Consider the following 18,644-nt stretch of genomic DNA (forward strand, 5'->3'; position numbering starts at 1 on the left):
GCCGCTCCCTTGCCCGCGCGTGCTTCGGTCCGGGCCCACCGTCCCACACCCGCACGGCCCGCCCCCGGGCAGGCGTCAGACGGTCACGGGGGCCTGCGGTGCCGCGGCGCGCTGCCGCCGGCCACGTACCATCGCGGCCACGATCGCGACGACCAGGCCGCCGAACGCCCAGGCCCCGAGCACCCACAGCGCACCCGTCGTGGCGGCGCCGTCGAAGTAGACGGTGTTGCGGACCACGGTCGTGCCCGCTCCGGGCGGGAGCGCCTGGCCGATCGCGCGCCAGAACGGCGGGAGGAGGGACGCCGGATAGACGCCGCCGGAGCTGGGATTGCCGAGGATCGTGAAGACGAGGATGGTGATGCCGAGCCCGATCGTCCCGGCCACGGACTGCAGCGCGACGGCCGTCACGCCGGACGCGAAGACCACCAGCGTTCCGATCCCGACGAGGTCCCAGAACGCGCCCGGGAGGCAGTCCAGGACGGGGCCGACGATGATCGCGCCGCCGATGCCGGAGATGAACGCGTACGGCAGCATCGACGTCACCCGGACCGCGGTGCGGGGCAGCGTCGGCTTCTTCGAGCCCGCCGCCATGTTGAGCGCGGACGCGGCGAGGTAGCCGCCGATGGTCCAGCTCAGCACCAGGTAGAACGACGACAGTCCGCCGTTGTCGCCGGGCGCGGGCGGCCGGATGTCGTCGATCCGGACCTGCCGGTTCTCCGCCTGCTCCAGCGCCTGCACGACCCGGGTCGCGGCCGACGCGGCGGCGGGCCCGCCCGCCGAGGCGATCATCAGGGTGTCCACCTGGCCGGTCGGATTCAGGAGGAACGCGGCGTCGGTGTCGCGGTTCAGCAGCCGTTCGCGGGCATCGGCGGCGTCGGCGACGGCCACGGCGGTGACGGGATCACCCGGAAGAGTGTTGAGCCGTGCGACGAGTTGCTGCGCGACGGCCGGCGGTGCGACCACGGTGATCGGGACATTGTGGGGCTTGGGATTGTGGAAGGCGCCCATGTACGACAGCGCGAAGCCGAGCTGGAGCAGGAGCACGCCGGCCATGATGAGCGCGGCGCGGAGGGTGATGGCGTCCCGCAGCTGCCGGGTGATGCCGTGCCCCACCGCTTCCACACGATCCTCTTCCGCCGCCATGCGCTCCCTCACTCGCCGACCGACCGTTTCGTCCGGATCCGTCGTCCGGTCGAGGGGCTTCTGTGCCCGCGGGCGGGGGCGGGTATTCCGGTGGGCGGGGTGTCGCGGGGCGTGGGGTGTGGCGGGGCATGGGGTGTGGCGGGGCGCGGGTTGTCGTGGCGGTCGGAGCGCGGCGCGGCGGTTCGGGTCTGAAAGGGTGGGGACGGAAACCGATCGATCCCGGGAGTCGCCTCGTATGCCGTCTGCACCGCTCGACCCGCTTGTCGTCCACCGCGTGCTGGGCGGTCGCCCGTACGCGGAGATCGGCCGGCCGTTCCTCGCCGCGCGCGACGACCGCACGAGGGTGTTCGCAGCCGCCGGGTACCTGGGCGGCATGCAGTGGCCCGGGCGGGACGCGTCGGGGGGACGTGCCGAACACCGGGTCGGGGTATACACGCGCGACGGACTCCGCCACCTGCTGCGGACCCGGTACCGGGTGCAGGCCTTGGCCTTCCACCCCGAGCTGCCGCTGCTCGCGATCGGCACCGGGGGCTGGTACTACGAGGGCGAACTGCTCCTCGTCGACCTCGGCTCCGGCCGGGTGGTCTCGGTGTTCGACGGCGAGCGCGACGTGTCCGGACTGCGCTGGCTCGACGCGCGGACGCTCGACGTCCGGATGGCCACCTCCGAGGACGAGGATCTGACGGAGGAAGGCCCCTCCGAAGTACGCGAGTTGCTGGTGCGGGAGGACTGGTCGCGGGTCGCCGGCCGGTCTGTCGCTGTCGACGACCTCCCCTATGCTCCGCCGGAGTTCATGCCCTTGGAGCCGCCCGCCGAGAGCGCCGGCGAAGTGGTGCGCCTGCACGCCGAGATCGAGGCGGCCGGAGACCCACGCGGGCCGGTGTGGGCCGTGGAGTCGCTGCCCGACGGCGGGCTGCTGGCCACGCACCACGGCGCCCAGGTCGAGCGCTGGGACCCGGACGGAACACTGCGGTGGGCCGTCGCGAAGGCGGAGGGCGGCCGTGAGCTGCTGCGTACGCCGGACGGTTCGGCGGTGTGGGTCAACGGCACCACGCGGACGACCTGGGGGTTCAGCGGGTGGGAGCCGCAACCGTACCCGGTGGATCTGATCGCGGTGCGGGACGGCGCGGTGCTCGGCACGGTGGACCCGGGCTTCGCGGTCGCCGCGGTCATGCGCACGGACGGGTGGCTGGCGCTGCGGGACTGCCGCGTACACGTCGAGAATCCGCTGACGGTGCTGGTGGGGCCGGACGGCGCCGAGGCGGCGCGTGCGGAGGTCGGCGAGTACAGCTTGTTCGCGCACCACTTCCCGGTGCGCCGTTCGCCCGAACTGCTGTTCCTGCGGGGCGAGGGGGTGCAGGGGACGGTGGACCGGTGGGTCGTCGCGGTCGACCCGCCGACGTCGGGTGGGGCGGCGACGGTGCGGCGGCTGTTCCCCCTGGACTGGGATCCCGGGCTCGGCGACGGAGTCGCGGGCGGACCGGCCGTCTTCCACACGGACGACGCGGGAGGCAGGGCGCTCATCCACGGCGGCGGGGTCTACCGCGACCGGAAGGCGCGGTCGGGCAGCGGCTATGTGGTGCGGCGCGCGTACCCGTCCGGCGAACCGGTGTGGGTATTCGGCGCGGACGCCGCCCCGGCCGCCGTCGATGCGGACGGGGACACCGTGTACGTGGCCCTCGGCTCGGGCGAAATCGTGGCGCTCGACGCGGGCGACGGCACCGTGCGGGCACGGGGACTGCTGCGCCTCGACGGCCAGATCGCGGACCCGCTGTCGCTCGCGGTGGTGGGGCCGGGGCGGGTGGTCGTCGGCACGGTGGATGGACGCATCGCGGAGTGCGGCTTCGCGGGTCCGCCAGGCGGCGATTCCTGCCGATGGGCCGACACTTCGGCGATAATCGCATGATGATCGACTGGGTCGCGATGAGCGAACGAGAGTACTTCGCGAACGTAGCCAAACGCCCTTCGATGTTCTTCCCCGGAACGGGCTACCGCGCGGCCATCTGCTTCCTGGAGGGCTATGGGCAGAGCGCCGCACGCCGCGGCGGCTCATGGCTCCCGGGATGGCAGCAGTGGCTCCATCAGCGTGTGGGCGAGACCGGCAATCTCGGCTGGATTGCGCACGTGCTGATGCTCGTCGGCCCGGACCTGGGGCGGAGGATCGATTCGTTCACCGCAGAGGAGAACGAACGAGCGGTGGCCAGGCTGTTCCAGCTGATCGACGAGTATCTCGCGCTGCGGGAGAGCGAGGCCGACGACGGGGCCCGTGACGAGGCGGACCGCGCCGAAGTGACGGGCCGCGACGGCGCGGTCTAGCGTCCGCCGGTCGCCGCCGCGCGGGCTGTCTGCAGGAGTTCGGTCAGGGTGCCGGGGAAGTCGCGGAAGAGGGAGATCGCGATGGTCCAGGCGTCGATGTCGTCGCCGAGGTGGCGTGCCGTCAAGGCGCGTGCTTCGGCGCAGGGTTCGGGGAGGTGGGCGCTGCGGGGTTCGCCCGGGGGTCGGATCAGCCACTCGATCGCGCGGCCGGGGTGTGGGGCGTGGCGGAGGAAGTCGGCCTTGTCGTAGGCGCCTATGCCACGCCATTCGGAGTCGTGCCAGTTGTTGAGACGGTTGGCGGCAGCTACGGCGAACTCCCGAGGGCAGCCCGGGTGTTTGACGAGCAGGCGGATCGCTCCGGCGGGCAGGTCGTCGGCCATGACCGCCGTGGTGAGTTCCGACCAGGGCAACACCACGCACTGGCGGACCAAGTGCCGCAGCGCGGCTTGGGGGACGGGCGCGCCGCAGATGTCGCGTACGTGGTCGGCGCGATCTGCGGGGTGGGCGTGGACGGCAAGCAGGGCCCCGCGTAGCCGCTCTCCGCAGTGGGGGTTGAGGAGCAGGTGCTGGGCGGTGCGCTGGTCGATGTGCGGTGCGAGGGTGATCGCGATGTCGGTGTGGGCGTGTGCGAGCAGCGTCGCGAAGGCGATGCGGGCGTCGGTGGCGTAGACGACGGGGAAGACGGCAGGTTCCGGGTCGGGCCATGGTGCGGGGGCGGCATCGGCGCAGGCCGCGGTGACCAGCTCGGCGACGGATCCGGGGAAGTCGGCGGCGAGCAGGCGGTAGGCCGTCAGCCACGCGTTTACGTCGTCCCCGAGACCCGCGCAGGCGCCGGACAACGCTTTGCCGACTGCCGCGTGTTGGTACGGCATCGCGGCCAGGACCGCGCGGGCGGGACGTACCTCGGTCAGCAGCCGCTCGATCGGGATCACCTCGTCCGCCATGATCCGCCGGAGCAGCGACGGCAGTTGATACGGCGTCGTCCCGGACAGCACCTCGAGCGGCAGGTTGCGGCCGCTCGCGACGGTCCTGACGAAATCCGCCTCGAGCGCGGCGGCGACCAGTTCGGGCGGGCACGCGGGCGATCGGGCGAGGTACGCGAGCGCGTCGCCGGGGAACGGCCGGCGGGCGTGTTCGCGCACGAGCAACTCCCTGTCCGGAAGCTCGGGTTCGCCGTAGCGGCTCTTGGTCGGGCGGCGCAGCTTCAGCAGCAGCGCCACCGCGCGCGGGTCGGTCCATTCGCCGGGCGTCCGGTGGACGGCGAGGTGCGTGGCCGGGTCCGGTGCGGTGGCCGCGGTGCGGAGCAGTTCGGGGAGGCCGTCGTGGCCGAGGTCCTCGGCGGCCAGGCGCAGGAGCGCGTCCGCGCCGTCGGCGGCTATGGCGGTGCAGAGGTCCACGGCCGCCGCATAGGGCAGTTGCATGCAATTGCGGGCCGCGAAGTCGAACGCGAGTTGCCGGAAAGGACCGCGCGCGACGACGAGCGGAAGGAGGTCGGCCCGCAATTCCAGCTCGTGGGCGACGCCGAGCCGGACGTGCCAGCGCGGATCCTCGGGGTCGGTGATGGCGGCGAAGACGGCGTCGGCCAGTTCGGGGTAGTGCGGCAGGTAGCCGCGGACCAGCCGCGCGGACGCCTCGGGGTGCCCGACCGCGGCCGTCCGCCGCAGCAGTTCGAGCGACCACAGCCCTTCGGGACCGAACAACTCGGCCGGCCCGGCATCCCCCAGCGCCTTCGCCGCGGCGGGCTCCGGCAACCGGAACTCCGCCGCAAACCCCCGTACCAACTGCCCCCGAAGCCGCCCGGCCAGCGCGTTGCCCACCTCCGCGGGCGCCACCCGCAACGCGGCCACCAACTCCAACATCCGGCCGGACCCCCAGAGTGAGACGGGGCACGATCGTCCCACGCGCCCGAACGTGCCGGAGTTTGGTCGTGCCGACCGCGCACGACCCGAGCGGAAACGAAAGCGCCTCATCGCCACCCGCCCTCCGGCGCTCACCGCCCGACCGAGCCGGCTCCCGAGCACCCGGTCGCACGCGACGCGAGCCCGGCCTTACTCCTCCCCCACCGAGCGAATCAGCTCGTCACTCGCTTCGATCGCCGCCGCTGCCGTATTGCCCGTGTGCTGGGCCATCACCGCCCCCACCACGCGTCGCTGCACGCCGTCGATCTCGCGTTCCGCGGCGAAGACGAGGTTGGCGCCGGCCGGGGTGGTGAAGCCGGTTTTGCCGGCGATGACGCCGTCCTTGCCGAGGAGGGTGTTGCCGTTCGGCTGGGTGCGGTTGCCGGGGGCGGTGTAGGTGCGGACGCCGGCGATTTCCGCGAAGGCCGGGTCGCGCATCGCGGCGGTGAAGAGTTTGACCTGGTCGACGGCGGTGCTCACGGTGGTCCGGTCGAAGCCGCTCGGGTCGGTATAGGTCGTGGCGGTCATGCCCAGCTCGCGGGCGGTGCTGTTCATGCGGGCGACGAAGGCGGCGTCGCCGCCGGCGACCCAGCGGGCTATCTCGTGGGCGATGTTGTTCGCGGACACCACCATCAGGGCTTCGAGGGCGCGGCGCTGGGTGAAGCGCTCGCCGGCCGTGACCGGGGTGAGGCTTTCGAAGCGGCGGGCGCGTTCGCCGTAGCGGTTCGCCTCCTCGGCGGAGATCGTGAACGTGGGGCCGGAGGCGCCGGGGGCGAGGGGCTTCGTCTTGAGGAAGACGTACGCCGTCATCACCTTCGCCACGCTCGCCGTCGGCGTCGGCTTGGTCTCGCCCGACGACACGGGGACGGCCTGGCCGTCGACGAGGAGCGCCGCCTGGCCGCCGTCCGGCCAGTCGTACGCCGCGGGCGGGGCGCCCCTCGGCGCGGTCGTGGCGGCGCCGGCCGTCGGCGCGCCCGCGACCGAGGCCGGGAACGGCGACGACGGCGGGGCGGTCTGCGACGGTGACGAGGAGCACGCGGCCACCGCCGTGAGCAGCGCCGCGGCACCGAAGGCGGCAAGTCTGTTGCGTCGGGGACGGGTCCGGAAACGGCGGATCGTGGTCATGGGCTCGACCGTCGCGAAACGGCATGACCGCGTCGGGATCGCTACGAGACCGTCTTGTCACAACCCGAAGCCGTGACCGAATTTGCCCGATTTTGCGCCTTCGGCCTGCCCGATACTGATCCGATGGTCCGTGTGCTGCTGATCGAAGACGACCCCGCCGTGGCCGAGGGACTGGCCCTCGGCCTGCGTCGGCAGGGGTACCAGGTGGACGTCGCGCCGTGCGGCGAGGACGGCCTGGCCCGGGTGGACGCGTTCCCCCCGGACCTGGTGGTGCTGGACCTCATGCTGCCCGGCATCGACGGTTTCGAAGTGTGCCGCCGCATACGCGCCGCCCGGACGCTGCCGATCATCATGCTCACCGCGCGCGACCACGACGCCGACATCGTCCTCGGCCTGGAGGCCGGTGCCGACGACTACGTCGTCAAACCCGCCCAGGTCCGCGTGCTGGCCGCGCGGATCCAGGCGGTCCTGCGGCGGTCCGCCGGGGCCGGCGCGCACCTCGAAGTCCACGGCGACCTCGTCCTCGACCGGGCCGCGCTCACCGTGACGCGGGACGGGCGGCCGATCGCCCTCGCCCCGTCCGAGCTGCGGCTGCTGCTGGAACTGTCCTCGGCGCCCGGGCGCGTGTTCACCCGGGGGCAGCTGCTGGAGACCGTGTGGGGGCATCCGTACCTGGGTGACGGGCGGCTGGTCGACGCGTGCGTCAAACGGCTGCGGTTGAAGATCGAGGAGCAGGCCCGGTCGGCGCGGTACATCCAGACCGTGCGCGGCTTCGGCTACCGGTTTGGCCCCCTGTGAGCGGCGCACGGAAGAGCCCCGGCGCCAGACGCCTCCCCCGCCTCGGCGGCCTGCGCCTCCGCCTCGTCGTCGCGTTCGTCCTCGTCGCCGCCTTCGCGTCGCTGGTCACCGCAGCCCTGACCTACCGCGAGGCCCGCGCCGGGCTTCTCCAGCGCAGCCAGGACCGCATCGTCGGCGATCTGCGCACGCTGGTCGACACGACCGCGCCGTCGATCCCGTTCCCCCCGGACCAGGCCGCGCTGGACGCGACCGCCCAGAGCATCGACAAACAGGTGGGCACCGGCGGCTCGATCGTCATCGTCGTGTACCGCGGCCTCCGGGGCGAGAGCGGGCTGCGGATGGACGACATCGACATCCCGGCTTCCCTGCGCGCGTCCGTCGACAATCGGACGGCGACCGTGTTCCAACGGTTCTCCCACAAGGGGGAAGTCTGGCTGGGGGTCGGTGTCCCGATCACGTTCGCGACCCCGGAGAATCCTTCGCCGTCCGGCGTCCAGGTGTACTTGCTGGCCCCCATGCGTGCCGAGGCGCAGGACGAGGCCGCACTGGTCAAGGCCGCCCGCGCCGGCGCCATCCCGGCCGTGCTGTTCGCGCTGATCCCGGCCTTTCTCGCGGCCGGGGGCGTGCTGCGTCCGGTCCGGGCGATCCAGCACGCGACGCGGCGCTTGGCGCGGGGCCATCTCGACACCCGGCTCAAGGTCCAAGGCACCAGCGAACTTGCGGACCTGGCCAGGGACTTCAACCACAGTGCGGCCGCATTGGAGCAGAACGTGACCCAGCTCCGGACGATGGAAGCCCGAGCCCGCGGGTTCGCCGCCGACGTCTCCCACGAACTCCGCACCCCGCTCGCCGCCATGGCCGCCGTCACCGACCTCCTCGACGAGGACGCCGCGGCGGGAAACGTGGACGAGGACACCGCGGCCGCGCTGCGCCTCATCTCCGGGGAGACCGGCAAGCTCACCCGTTTGGTGGACGACCTGATGGAGATCTCCCGCTTCGACGCCGGCGCGGCGGCCTTGCACCTGGACGAGTTCGACATGGCGGAAGCCGTCCGCAGGTGCCTGGCCACCCGCGGATGGCAGGACACGGTCGGGCTCGAAGTCCCGCCCGGTATCCGCATCGAGGCCGATCCGCGACGGCTCGACGTGGTGCTCGCCAACCTCGTCCAGAACGCCCTGCGGCACGGCGCGCCCCCGGTCGGCATCCGGGTGGACTCCGAACACCGCGCCGACGGCGCCTGGGTCCTGCTCCGCGTCCACGACCGCGGCCCCGGCATCGCCGCCGACCGCCTCGACCGGGTGTTCGAACGCTTCTACAAAGCCGACGTCGCGCGCACCCGTTCGGAAGGCAGCGGCCTCGGCATGGCGATCACCCGGGAGAACGTCCTGCTGCACGGCGGCCGCATCCACGCCGCGAACCGGCCGGACGGCGGCGCCGAGTTCACCGTCGAACTCCCGCAGCACCCGCACCACGCCCCGCGGGACCCGGCATGAGCGCCCCCGGCCGACGGGTGGTCCCCGTCGCGGCGGCCCTCTTCTGCACCTTCGGCTGCGGTCTTCCGACGACGGGCCCGGTGGACGCGGGCATTCCCGGCACCGGGATCCTGCGGCCGGCTGCGTCCGGGCAACCCGCGAGTGTGTACGTGTACCTGATCGACGAGCGGAGTCTGATCGCGGTCCCGCGGACGACGCCCGGCGACGGCGGGCCGCAGCAGGCGCTGAACCTGCTGCTGGCGGGACTGATGCCGGAGGACCGGCGGAAGGGCTTGGTGACGGCGGTTCCCGCCGACCTGGTCGCGGCGCGGGTGACATCGGACGGCGGGGTGATCCGCATCGACATCCCGACGGCGGTCGCCCAGCCGACCAAACCGGCCGTCGAGCAGATCGTCTGCACGGTCACCGGAGCGAGGGTGCGCAGCAAGGCCTCCCCCGCCGCGACGTCGGTCCCGTCGCCGCGCCCGGTGGTCACGATCTCGGCGCCGGGATGGCGGCTGGAACAGTTGGGATGCGGGTCGGCGGACGCAGCCCCCTAAACGCGCGGGCACAACCGTCCGGCAACGGTTCGGGGCTCGTCCGGCCTCACCACGTCGGGTGTGCGCCCACTCCCCCGTCCACCACCAAGTCGTGCCCGGTCAGCCACGAGGCGCCCGTGGAAGCAAGGAACACGCAGGCGGCGCCGATGTCTTCCGGCGTACCCAGGCGTCCCGACGGGGCGGCGCGGAGCCACCGGCCGACGCCCTCGGGCCACTGCTCGGCGAGGCCGGGACGGTCGACGAGCCCGGGCGAGACGGTGTTGACGCGGATGCCGCGTGGCCCGTACTCCAGGGCCGCGGCGCGGGCGAACATGATCAGGGCGGCCTTCGCCGAGCTGTAGTGCGCGTGTCCGGCGGCGGGGTGGGAGCCCTCGATCGAGGCGATGTGGGTGATGCTCCCGCCCGCGTCCCGGGCCGCCATGACCCGGGCGGCGGCTTGCGTGCAGATGAACGCGGCAGTGGCGTTGGCGCGGAGGACGGCATCCCAGTCGGCGGTCGTCATCCCGTCCAGCTGCTGGACGGGCTGGATTCCGACGCTGTTGACCACCGCGTCGAGTCGGCCGCGCCACGCCGCCGCCTCGTCGATCAGCCTTGCGCACGCGGCCTCGTCGGTCAGGTCGCCGATGACGACGAGAGCCTCGCCGCCCGCATCGCGGATGCGCCGCGCGGTCGCCTCGGCGGCCCGCTCGTCGCGATGGCCGTGCACGACCACGGCCGCGCCCGCCCGGGCGAACGTGGCCGCGATGCCCGCGCCGATCCCGCCGGAGGCACCGGTCACGAGGGCGACGGCGCCGGCCAGGGAGGGCAGCCGGGGATCCGGTACGGCCATCGGCCGCGTTTCCCGGGTGTCGGGCGCGGTGTCCGGCATGGCCGTCGGCGCGTCCGCACGGCAGAGCGCGCGGATGGTGCAAGCGAACTCCGGGTATCGGGCGGCAAGTTCTTCCGCCTCGCCGCCCTCGTAATCGGCGTTGACGAAGCCGGGCGCCATCGTGGTGCCGCACAGCGACCAACTCCCACCGGCGGCCGGGCGCGCACCCATCCAGGTTCCGGCCGGGACGACGGTCTGCACGACCGGGTGGCCGTCGGAGCCGCCGAGTGTCTCGATCCGGCCGGTGCCGTCCGGCGCGAGGAGCAGGAGTTCGACCGCGTCACCGCGGTAGAAGTGCCAGACCTCGTCGACGGGCAGCCGGTGCATCGCCGAGAAGCCGTCCTCCTCGGCGGTCAGCAGCACCAGAATCGCGCTGCCCGCCGGACGGCCGGTCCGATCCGCCGGACCGGCCCACATCCGGCGGAACAGCCCGCCTTCGGCGGGCAGGGGTTCGAGACCGTAGGCGGCGGCGATGTCGCGGGCCGTGGGATCGGGTTGCGGGGGCGGCATGGCGTCGACTCTAGATCGCCAGGCGCCCTCCATCGCCGCCCGACAGGCGGAATCCCCGGTATCCGTCGGCGGCCACGTCGGTCAGGATCGCGTCGAAGGTTCCGACGCCCCCGGCGTACGGCATGAAGACGACGCGCTTCCCCGGCACATTCGCGCCCGCGTACCAGGAGTTGGCTTTGGCGGCGTGCCGGAAGAGGGTGTTCTGTGCGACGTCCGCGACGTGTTCCATCCACTTCTCCTCCGCTGCCGCGTCCGCCTCGACGACCTCGGCGCCGTGCTCGTGCGCGTGTGCGATCAGGTCCGTCACGAACTCCACGTGCTGCTCGATCGTCGTGATGACGTTGGCCAGCACCGAGGGGCTGCCCGGACCGGTGATCGTGAACATGTTGGGGAATCCCGCGACTTGCAGGCCGAGGTAGGCGCGCGGCCCTTCCGCCCAGGCCTCCTTCAGCGTCCCGCCGGATCCGTCGCGGACGTCGATCGCGGTGAAACTCCCGGTGATGCCGTCGTATCCGGTGGCGAAGATCAGATCGTCGAAGGTGTATTCGGCATCGTCGGCGGTCCGCAGCCCGGTCTCGGTCAGCTCCGCTATCGGATCGGTTCGGGCGTCGTGCAGGACGACGTTGCCCCGGTTGAAACTCTCGTAGTAGCCGGTGCTGAGGATGATCCGGTTGATGCCGATGGGGTAGCCGTAGGGAGTCAGCGCCTCGGCCGTGCCCGGGTCGCGCACCACTTCGCGGATCTTCCGCCGCACGAAGTCGGCGACCAAGTCGTTGACGGCCTGGTTCTTGAGTCCGAGGTGGTCGGCGTACGAGTACACGAACGACGCCAAGGCGCCGTCCTCGTACATCCGCTCCATCAGTTCCTCGCGCTCGGCGGACGGCATCTCGGCCAGCCGGTGTTCGATCGGCACGGTCGGCATCCCGTAGTCCCGCTGCCGCGCCGCGGCCCGGAGCGCCGGATAGGCGTCCTTGACCGGCCGGGCATCGGCCTCGCTCATCGGCCGATTCCGCGCCGGGAGCACGAACTTGGGCGTCCGCTGGAACACCGTCACCTGCTCGGCCACGTCGGCCACGGCCGGTATCACCTGCGCCCCGGTCGACCCCGTCCCGACCACGGCGACCCGCCGCCCGGCCAGCTCCACCGGATCGTGCGGCCAGCGCCCGGTGTGGAACCACCGGCCGCGGAAGCGTTCGAGGCCGGGTATCTCGGGCACGCGCGACTGGCTCAGACACCCGGTCGCGAGAACCACATAGCGCGCGGTGATCCGCTCGCCGGCATCGGTGGTCACCGTCCAAGTCCCGCTCTCGGGGCTCCACTCGGCCCCGACGACACTCGTCCCGAACGAGATGTCGCTCTCCATCTCCTCCCGCCGCGCCACCTCCCGCATGTACGCCAGGATCTCGGCCTGCCCGGCGAACCGCTCCGACCAGTGCCACTCCTGGTCCAGATCCGGCCGATACGACACCGAGTAGAACAGGCTCGGCGCGTCGCACCGCGCCCCCGGATACCGGTTCCAGTACCAGGTCCCCCCAACCCCGTCCCCGCGCTCGACCACCCGTACCCGCAGCCCCAGTTCACGCGCCTTCCGCAACTGGTACATCCCCGCGAATCCGGCCCCCACGACGAGCACGTCCACGTGGTCGGCTCGCTGCTGCTGTGCCATGACTTCACCCCTTCGTCCCGGTACGCCGCCGACACGCGGTCACCCCGACCGGCTACCGTGGCCGTGCCGCGCGAGGGAGGACCGGTATGGCGATTCAGCGGATGGACAACGTGCTCATCGTGGTCGACGACATGGACGCTGTCATCGCGTTCTTCGTCGGAATCGGGATGGAATTGGAAGGCAGGGGCCCGCTCGACTGGCAGGGTGCCGAGCGGGTGATCGGTGTCGAGGACGTCCGGCAGGACGTCGCCATGCTGCGCATCCCGGACGCCCCCGGGCGCATCGAACTGGCCAAGTTCCACCGTCCGAAGGCCATCACCCCCGAGCCCCACAACGCCCCGGCCAACACCCTCGGCATCCGCCGCGTCATGTTCGCCGTCGACGACATCGACGACGTGGTCACCCGCCTCCGGGCCGACGGAGCCGAACTCGTGGGCGAAATCGTCCAGTACGAGAACATCTACCGCCTCTGCTACATCCGCGGCCCGGAGAACATCGTCGTCGGCCTGGCCGAACAACTCGGCTGAGCCGCATTCCCCGCGCCGCCGGCCCCCGCGCGTCCCCGCCGCCGCGCCGTCCCGGCCCCGTACCGTCGACTCCATGCCCTCCCTCCGCGCGGTCCTCTTCGACATCGACGGAGTCCTGACGGTCTCCTGGCACCCCGTGCCCGGCGCGCCCGAAGCACTGGAACGCGTGCGCGCGGCCGGGTTCGCACTGCGCCTGGTCACCAACACCACCGTCGGCACCCGCGCCGAGATCGCCGAGCGGCTCCGCGCCGCGGGCTTCGACGTCGCCCCGGGCGAGATCCTCACCGCGCCTACCGCCACCGCCCGCTACCTGCGCGACACGTATCCCGGCGCGCGGTGCGTGCTGGTCAGCGAAGGCGACGTCCGGGAGGACCTGGACGGCGTCACGCTGGTGGACGACGACCCCGAGGTGGTGGTGCTCGGCGGCGCGGGCCCGGTGTTCGACTACGCCATGCTCGACCGGATCTTCGGCTGGCTGCGCGGCGGGGCGCGGCTGGTCGCGATGCAGCGGGGCCTCTACTGGCGTACCACTGAGGGTCTCCAGCTCGACGTCGGCGCGTTCCTGCCCGGGCTGGAGGCGGCGTCGGGGGTGCGGGCGGAGGTGGTGGGCAAGCCCGCGCCGGAGTTCTTCGCGGCGGCGCTGGACGCGGTCGGCGTGCGGCCCGCGGAGGCGTTGATGGTGGGCGACGACATCGAGACCGACGTGCTCGCCGCGCAGGCGGCAGGCATCACCGGCGTCCTGGTGCGCACCGGCAAGTACCTGCCGGAGACGCACCGGAACGCGTCCGGGAGACCCGACCACGTCATCGACTCCGTGGCGGATCTCCCGGACGTGCTGAGGGGGTGAACCCCCGGTTCACCTGAACGGCGCACCGGATCAGGCGAGCAGCTTGGTCTTCGCCTGCTGGAATTCCTCTTCGCTGAGCGTGCCGTTCGCGCGGAGGTCGGCGAGCTTGGAGAGTTCGTCGGCCGACCAGGTGACGGTCTGGCGCTTGTCGCTGCCGGCCGCGTCGCGGATGTAGTCCTTCATCGCGTCGTCGGCCCGTTGGGCGTACGCGGCGTCGCGCTCGTGCATGCCGCGGCCGCGGGCGATGACGTAGACCAGCACGCCCAGGAACGGCAGCAGGATGACCAGCACCGTCCATCCGGCCTTGCCCCAGCCGCCGAGGTCTTCGCTGCGGAACACGTCCGTGAGGATCTTGAACAGCAGGAAGAACCACATGATCCACAGGAAGAAGATCATCATGGTCCAGAACGCATTGAGCAGGGGGTAATCCACAGCGACTCCTCGACCCGGCCTCCACAAAACGGAGGAATGAACGGGAGTAAATCAGACAATACGCCCACCCGCCCGTTGAGCCCGCGGGGCAACTGCTCCGTTTCGGGGAGCGGATCAGGCGTGCGGAATGCGCCGCGAAGACGCCGGGCGCCCACCCATATCAAAACCTACCGATCACTCGGTATTCTCGCCTCGCGCTCGCCCGACGCCGCAGACCGAGGCACCCGGATCCGGTGCCGTTCGAAAGGACCACCATGGCCGCCATTCCGCACAGCCCGGACGCCCAGCCCTCCGAACCGCTGGGCGAGGCGCCCGTCGTCGAAACCCCGGCCGGCGCGGTCCGCGGGGTCATGCTCACCGAGGCCGGCGCCGCGTACTTGGGCATCCCCTACGCCGAGCCGCCGGTCGGCGATCTGCGCTACGCCGCGCCGGTCAAACGCGCGCCGTGGGACGGGGTGCGGGACGCGTCCCGCTACGGCGCCACGCCGCAGCGGATGTACATGACCGGCGTGACGCTGATCCCCGAGCCGTCGTTCCCGGGCGACGACACCCTGCTGGTCAACGTGTTCACCCCGAAGCCGAACGACCCCGAGGCGAAGCTGCCGGTGTTCGTGTGGATCCACGGCGGCGGCTTCATGAGCGGCTCGCCCTCGTCGCCGTGGTACGACGGCGGGGCCTTCCCGCGCGACGGCGTCGTGGTCGTGTCGGTGTCCTACCGCCTCGGCTTCGACGGGTTCGCGCGGCTGGAAGGGGCGCCCGACAACCGCGGCGTCCGGGACTGGCTGCTGGCGCTGGAGTGGGTGCGGGAGAGCATCGCGGCGTTCGGCGGCGACCCGGGGAAGGTGACGATCGGCGGGCAGAGCGCGGGCGGCAGCGCGGTGCTGACACTGCTCGGGATGCCGCAGGCGCAGCACCTGTTCCGGGCGGCGATCGCGGAGTCCCCGGGCGCCTTCGGGTCGAGCCGCTCGGCGGCCGCCGAGCGGGCCGCCGCGTTCGCCCGGCGCCTCGGGGTCGCGGCGACACGCGAGGCGTTCGCCGCCCTCGACGAAGAGGCCGTCTTCACCGAGCAGAAGAAGATGACCGACGAGGAGATGGGCCCGCAGATGGCCAAGACGCTGACGGGCGGCGGCGAACTCTCGGCGTGGGCGCCGTTCGTCGACGGCGACTTGGTGCCGTACGCGATCGAGCAGGCCCTGGAGAAGGGCGTCGGCGCCGACAAGGCGCTGCTCATCGGCGCGACGGCCGGCGAGTTCGAGATGGTGTCGACGATGATGCCCGCGCCGCTCGACTGGCTGCCGCGCGGTCTGGCGCTGCGCATGTCCGGGCTGTCGGGGGCGCGCGGCAAGACGTACGGGGCGGCGACGCCGGGCAAGCCGCGGCTGCTGCTGGGCAGGATCATGACCGACTTCGTGTTCCGGTTCTTCGTGGCGCGCGCGCTCGCGGCCCGCGACCGGAACCGGGACGCCGGCACGTTCGCGTACGACTTCCGCTTCACGAACCCGGACGACGGCATCGCCGGCCACTGCATCGAGCTGCCGTTCACGTGGGACTGCCTGGAGAGCGACAACGTCGCGGCGAGCGCCGGTCCGAACCCGCCGCAGCACCTCGCGGACACCGCGCACGCCGCGTGGGTCGCGTTCATCCGGGACGGCGACCCGGGTTGGCCGTCCTACGACCGGACGGAGCGCCAGGGCATGGTGTTCGACCACAAGTCGCGCGCCACCGCGGTCTATACGCGTGAATCGGACTTGACCACGGCGCTTGACGGATAGTCCGTGAGCGGATTCGGCCGGTATTGGTCGAGGATGTGATCGCTGTCTGACCAGGGCTGTAAGCCCAGGAGTTCACCTTCTGCCCCGCTTGTCACTTGTTCACCATTGGCAACTCCCGTTGCCGGCGCAGTAGAGTTCACCGATCCACGCGCCGCAGCAACGGGAGGGCCAAGCGCGTGAAGTGCGGACGTCGGCCGGAACGCGGTGCGGGCGCTTGCCGCCATGCGGCGAGGGTCTTTGGCAAGCCCATCCGAGCTCAGACGAGGGCCTATGAAATTTCGTCCCCAAAAATCCGGTGAGCAGGCCGAGGCTGCTCACGGAACCCGCAAGTCCGAGGCGCCGCGAGCGGTGCGGATCCGCACCCTGCTGGTCCTGGTCGCGCTCGTGGTCACGGCCGCGCTGGGCACCCAGGTGGCGATCACGGCCATGCGGTTGCTCGATCAAGCAGACAGGATTCGGGACGACTCGGTCACGGGAAACAAGGCCGGTCTGCCGAGTTACATGCTGCTCGACCAGATGCAGGCGGAACGCCGGCTCACCGCGGCCCGCCTCGGCGGCAGCCCGGTGGCGCAGCAGGACCTGGAGAAGCAGCGCGCCGCGACGGACAAGGCCGAGGCGGACTTCCAGCGCCTGTCCGGCCCGGAACTCCCGGAGTCCGACCGGTACGTCTACGACTACATCGTGATGGTCAAGGACAAGCTGGTCGGCCTCCAGGAGCAGCGCCGCCTGGCCGACAGCCGCACCGGCGACCCGCAGAAGATCCTGGACTTCTACACCGTCGCGATCGACCAGACGATCCGGCTGTACCAGGAAATGTCCAACATGGACGACGGGCACCTCACCTACGAGACCCGCCAGTTGGTCGGTCTGATGCACGCCACCGAGGCGCTGTCGCGTGAGGACGCGCTGATCGCGCTGTCCGGCCCGAACCGCATCCTCACCGAGGCGCAGTACTCCGAGTTCGCCCGCAGCGCCGGTGTGCAGCGGTTCGTCTACGGCACCTGGGTCGCCCCGTACCTGCCCGCCAAGGACAAGGCGATCTACGACGCGCTGGTGTCGTCCCCGGCGTGGGCCACCCAGACCCGCATCGAAGACCTCGTCATCTCCCGGCACAAGGCGGCCCCGAACGGCGGGGTCGTCCTGCCGAACGAGATCGACCAGTGGCAGACCGCCCGCGACCAGCTGCGCGGTCCGAGCACCGGACTGAACGTCACGCGTGTCCAAGGCCTGCTGAACAACTCCTTCGGCAAGGCCGCCGACCTGCGCCACGGCGCATGGTGGCTGGCCGGCGCCAGCGCCGCCGCGGTGCTGTTCATCGTGCTGCTGGTCCTGCTCACCATCCGCACCGTCCTGCGGCGCACCAACACGCTGCGCAAGCACGCCCTCGATCTGGCGGAGCACCAGCTGCCCGGCATCGTCACCGCGCTCCAGCGCGGCGAGGAGGTCGACACCTCGGTCCTCCCGGAGCCCACGCACGCCAAGGACGAGATCGGCCAGATCGGCGACGCGGTGGCCACCTTGGCCCGGCAGGCGTCCGACGGCGCCGAACTGGTGTACCGCGAGCGCCAGGGCTTCGAGCGGTTCGCCGAGGGTGTCACCGGCCGCGCGGTCGTGCTGATCGGCGTCCAGCTGCACCAGCTCGAAGTACTCATGCGCGAGCACGACCGGGACCCCGAACTGATCGGCAAGCTCTACGGCCTGGACCACCAGACCGTCCGGCTGCGCCGCCAGATCGAGAACCTCCAGGTGCTGTCCGGCGGTGCGATCAGCAGCCCGCACGAGGAGCCCGCGCACATCGCGAACCTCCTCATGGACGCGGCCGGCGAAGCGGCCGGCCACGAGCGCGTCGACAAGCACTTCCTCGCCGACGCGCGCGTCATCCCGTCGGTGGCGAGCCAGCTCACCCACGTACTCGCCGAACTGATCGAGAACGGCGCGCGCTACTCGCCGCCGGACTTCAAGGTCGTGGTACGCGCGCAGCACGCCGTGCACGGCCTCACCGTCGAGATCGAAGACCGCGGCATGGGCCTCACCCCCGCCCAGTACGAGGCGCTGAACGCGCGTCTCGCCAAGGTCCCGCTCTACGCCGAGATGGCGGACAACGCCGCCCAGCTCGGCCTGTTCGTGGTCGGCCGCCTGGCCGCCCAGATCGGTCTCGAAGTCACCCTGCGCCGTTCGGTGTACGGCGGCACCGCAGCAATCGTGCTCATCCCGCGCTCGCTGCTCGCCCACGCGGGCGACGAGCCGGAGGTGCCGCAGGCACCCACAGTGCAGCACGACCGGCCGGAGACGCAGAACGGTCTCCCGGTGCGGCCGCTGGTCCCCCGCGCCGCGCACGCCGCGGCGGCCCCGTCCCCGGCCGCCGCCGTTCCGCACCAGGCCGCCGCTCCCGCCGCCCCTGCCGGTCCCCGGCACGCGGCCGTCCCGGAGCAGCGCCCCACCACCCCGGTGGCCGATGCCGCGACGTACCGTCCGGCCGAGGACACCGGTCTCGCCCCGCTCCCCCGGCGGGCACGTGGCACCCACCTGGCCACGCAACTGCGCGACGAAACCGGCGAGGTGGAGCAGGCCGCCTTCGCCGCCGACTCGCCCGAGGCGGCTCGCGACATGTACCGCGGCCTCCAGGCTGCTTTCGACCAGGCCGAGCAGCCCGACCGGATCGACAACGCAGACAGCGCCGAGGACACCCCGGCGCCGCGATAGGGAACGG

The 18,644-nt window shown here is 72.1% G+C and carries 15 protein-coding genes and 1 pseudogene; 9 read left to right on the forward strand and 7 right to left on the reverse strand.

Annotation, left to right across the window (positions count from 1 at the left end; translation table 11 throughout):
• Positions 1 to 75: 75 nt before the first annotated feature.
• Positions 76 to 1,143, reverse strand: coding sequence for a DUF3533 domain-containing protein (locus ABEA93_RS23915; protein ID WP_345677774.1), 1,068 nt, complete (start codon positions 1,141 to 1,143; stop codon positions 76 to 78).
• A gap of 235 nt (positions 1,144 to 1,378) precedes the next feature.
• Between ABEA93_RS23915 and ABEA93_RS23920 the strand changes: the two genes are divergently transcribed.
• Together ABEA93_RS23920 and ABEA93_RS23925 are read left to right on the forward strand one after the other, a co-directional pair.
• The gene (locus tag ABEA93_RS23920) at positions 1,379 to 3,049 is read left to right on the forward strand and encodes a hypothetical protein (RefSeq protein WP_345677775.1); all 1,671 of its coding nucleotides are present in this window, start codon (positions 1,379 to 1,381) and stop codon (positions 3,047 to 3,049) included.
• Entirely contained in the window at positions 3,049 to 3,459 is a 411-nt protein-coding gene (locus ABEA93_RS23925; RefSeq protein ID WP_345677776.1) for a hypothetical protein, read from the forward strand. Before ABEA93_RS23920 ends, ABEA93_RS23925 begins: the two co-directional genes overlap by 1 nt.
• Here ABEA93_RS23925 and ABEA93_RS23930 read toward each other — a convergent pair.
• On the reverse strand, positions 3,456 to 5,318 hold the full coding sequence (locus tag ABEA93_RS23930) for a hypothetical protein (RefSeq protein WP_345677777.1): 1,863 nt from the start codon (positions 5,316 to 5,318) through the stop codon (positions 3,456 to 3,458). The genes ABEA93_RS23925 and ABEA93_RS23930 overlap by 4 nt on opposite strands.
• Positions 5,319 to 5,507: 189 nt before the next feature.
• On the reverse strand, positions 5,508 to 6,482 hold the full coding sequence (locus tag ABEA93_RS23935) for a D-alanyl-D-alanine carboxypeptidase family protein (protein ID WP_345677778.1): 975 nt from the start codon (positions 6,480 to 6,482) through the stop codon (positions 5,508 to 5,510).
• Between the two features lie 123 nt (positions 6,483 to 6,605).
• Between ABEA93_RS23935 and ABEA93_RS23940 the strand changes: the two genes are divergently transcribed.
• From ABEA93_RS23940 to ABEA93_RS23950, 3 genes are read left to right on the forward strand one after another with little or no spacing between them, the layout of a single operon-like run.
• On the forward strand, positions 6,606 to 7,280 hold the full coding sequence (locus ABEA93_RS23940; protein WP_345677779.1) for a response regulator: 675 nt from the start codon (positions 6,606 to 6,608) through the stop codon (positions 7,278 to 7,280).
• Complete coding sequence (locus ABEA93_RS23945) at positions 7,277 to 8,773, forward strand: ATP-binding protein (protein WP_345677780.1); 1,497 nt, start codon at positions 7,277 to 7,279, stop codon at positions 8,771 to 8,773. Before ABEA93_RS23940 ends, ABEA93_RS23945 begins: the two co-directional genes overlap by 4 nt.
• On the forward strand, positions 8,770 to 9,312 hold the full coding sequence (locus tag ABEA93_RS23950; protein ID WP_345677781.1) for a GerMN domain-containing protein: 543 nt from the start codon (positions 8,770 to 8,772) through the stop codon (positions 9,310 to 9,312). Before ABEA93_RS23945 ends, ABEA93_RS23950 begins: the two co-directional genes overlap by 4 nt.
• Before the next feature lie 46 nt (positions 9,313 to 9,358).
• Here the strand turns inward: ABEA93_RS23950 and ABEA93_RS23955 are convergent, their stop codons facing one another.
• The 3 genes and pseudogenes from ABEA93_RS23955 to ABEA93_RS23965 form a co-directional block, all read right to left on the reverse strand.
• The gene (locus ABEA93_RS23955) at positions 9,359 to 10,141 is read right to left on the reverse strand and encodes an SDR family NAD(P)-dependent oxidoreductase (protein ID WP_345677834.1); all 783 of its coding nucleotides are present in this window, start codon (positions 10,139 to 10,141) and stop codon (positions 9,359 to 9,361) included.
• Positions 10,142 to 10,198: 57 nt separating this feature from the next.
• Positions 10,199 to 10,690, reverse strand: a pseudogene (locus ABEA93_RS23960) (cupin domain-containing protein); the annotation flags it as partial.
• Between the two features lie 10 nt (positions 10,691 to 10,700).
• Positions 10,701 to 12,356: a flavin-containing monooxygenase gene (locus ABEA93_RS23965; RefSeq protein WP_345677782.1), complete on the reverse strand. Its 1,656-nt coding sequence runs from the start codon at positions 12,354 to 12,356 to the stop codon at positions 10,701 to 10,703.
• Positions 12,357 to 12,442: 86 nt separating this feature from the next.
• On the opposite strand from ABEA93_RS23965, the gene ABEA93_RS23970 reads away from it, so the two are divergent.
• The gene (locus ABEA93_RS23970; RefSeq protein WP_345677783.1) at positions 12,443 to 12,883 is read left to right on the forward strand and encodes a VOC family protein; all 441 of its coding nucleotides are present in this window, start codon (positions 12,443 to 12,445) and stop codon (positions 12,881 to 12,883) included.
• Positions 12,884 to 12,956: 73 nt separating this feature from the next.
• Positions 12,957 to 13,730, forward strand: coding sequence for a TIGR01458 family HAD-type hydrolase (locus tag ABEA93_RS23975; RefSeq protein WP_345677784.1), 774 nt, complete (start codon positions 12,957 to 12,959; stop codon positions 13,728 to 13,730).
• Between the two features lie 30 nt (positions 13,731 to 13,760).
• On the opposite strand, the gene ABEA93_RS23980 is transcribed toward ABEA93_RS23975, so the two are convergent.
• Positions 13,761 to 14,129, reverse strand: coding sequence for an SHOCT domain-containing protein (locus ABEA93_RS23980; RefSeq protein ID WP_345677835.1), 369 nt, complete (start codon positions 14,127 to 14,129; stop codon positions 13,761 to 13,763).
• 287 nt (positions 14,130 to 14,416) lie between these two features.
• Here ABEA93_RS23980 and ABEA93_RS23985 point away from each other — a divergent pair, with 287 nt between their 5' ends.
• Positions 14,417 to 15,934: a carboxylesterase/lipase family protein gene (locus tag ABEA93_RS23985; RefSeq protein ID WP_345677785.1), complete on the forward strand. Its 1,518-nt coding sequence runs from the start codon at positions 14,417 to 14,419 to the stop codon at positions 15,932 to 15,934.
• A gap of 270 nt (positions 15,935 to 16,204) precedes the next feature.
• Positions 16,205 to 18,637: a sensor histidine kinase gene (locus tag ABEA93_RS23990; protein WP_345677786.1), complete on the forward strand. Its 2,433-nt coding sequence runs from the start codon at positions 16,205 to 16,207 to the stop codon at positions 18,635 to 18,637.
• The last annotated feature ends 7 nt before the right edge of the window (positions 18,638 to 18,644 follow it).

Origin of the sequence: Yinghuangia aomiensis, from assembly GCF_039542225.1 — a bacterium.
Classification (GTDB): Bacteria; Actinomycetota; Actinomycetes; order Streptomycetales; family Streptomycetaceae; genus Yinghuangia; species Yinghuangia aomiensis.

Coding starts and splice junctions, on each gene's coding strand:
- ABEA93_RS23915 (WP_345677774.1), bottom strand. CDS start 1,143: ATGGCGGCGGAAGAGGATCGTGTGGAAGCGGTGGGGCACGGCATCACC.
- ABEA93_RS23920 (WP_345677775.1), top strand. CDS start 1,379: ATGCCGTCTGCACCGCTCGACCCGCTTGTCGTCCACCGCGTGCTGGGC.
- ABEA93_RS23925 (WP_345677776.1), top strand. CDS start 3,049: ATGATCGACTGGGTCGCGATGAGCGAACGAGAGTACTTCGCGAACGTA.
- ABEA93_RS23930 (WP_345677777.1), bottom strand. CDS start 5,318: ATGTTGGAGTTGGTGGCCGCGTTGCGGGTGGCGCCCGCGGAGGTGGGC.
- ABEA93_RS23935 (WP_345677778.1), bottom strand. CDS start 6,482: ATGACCACGATCCGCCGTTTCCGGACCCGTCCCCGACGCAACAGACTT.
- ABEA93_RS23940 (WP_345677779.1), top strand. CDS start 6,606: ATGGTCCGTGTGCTGCTGATCGAAGACGACCCCGCCGTGGCCGAGGGA.
- ABEA93_RS23950 (WP_345677781.1), top strand. CDS start 8,770: ATGAGCGCCCCCGGCCGACGGGTGGTCCCCGTCGCGGCGGCCCTCTTC.
- ABEA93_RS23955 (WP_345677834.1), bottom strand. CDS start 10,141: ATGGCCGTACCGGATCCCCGGCTGCCCTCCCTGGCCGGCGCCGTCGCC.
- ABEA93_RS23965 (WP_345677782.1), bottom strand. CDS start 12,356: ATGGCACAGCAGCAGCGAGCCGACCACGTGGACGTGCTCGTCGTGGGG.
- ABEA93_RS23970 (WP_345677783.1), top strand. CDS start 12,443: ATGGCGATTCAGCGGATGGACAACGTGCTCATCGTGGTCGACGACATG.
- ABEA93_RS23975 (WP_345677784.1), top strand. CDS start 12,957: ATGCCCTCCCTCCGCGCGGTCCTCTTCGACATCGACGGAGTCCTGACG.
- ABEA93_RS23980 (WP_345677835.1), bottom strand. CDS start 14,129: ATGATGATCTTCTTCCTGTGGATCATGTGGTTCTTCCTGCTGTTCAAG.
- ABEA93_RS23985 (WP_345677785.1), top strand. CDS start 14,417: ATGGCCGCCATTCCGCACAGCCCGGACGCCCAGCCCTCCGAACCGCTG.
- ABEA93_RS23990 (WP_345677786.1), top strand. CDS start 16,205: ATGAAATTTCGTCCCCAAAAATCCGGTGAGCAGGCCGAGGCTGCTCAC.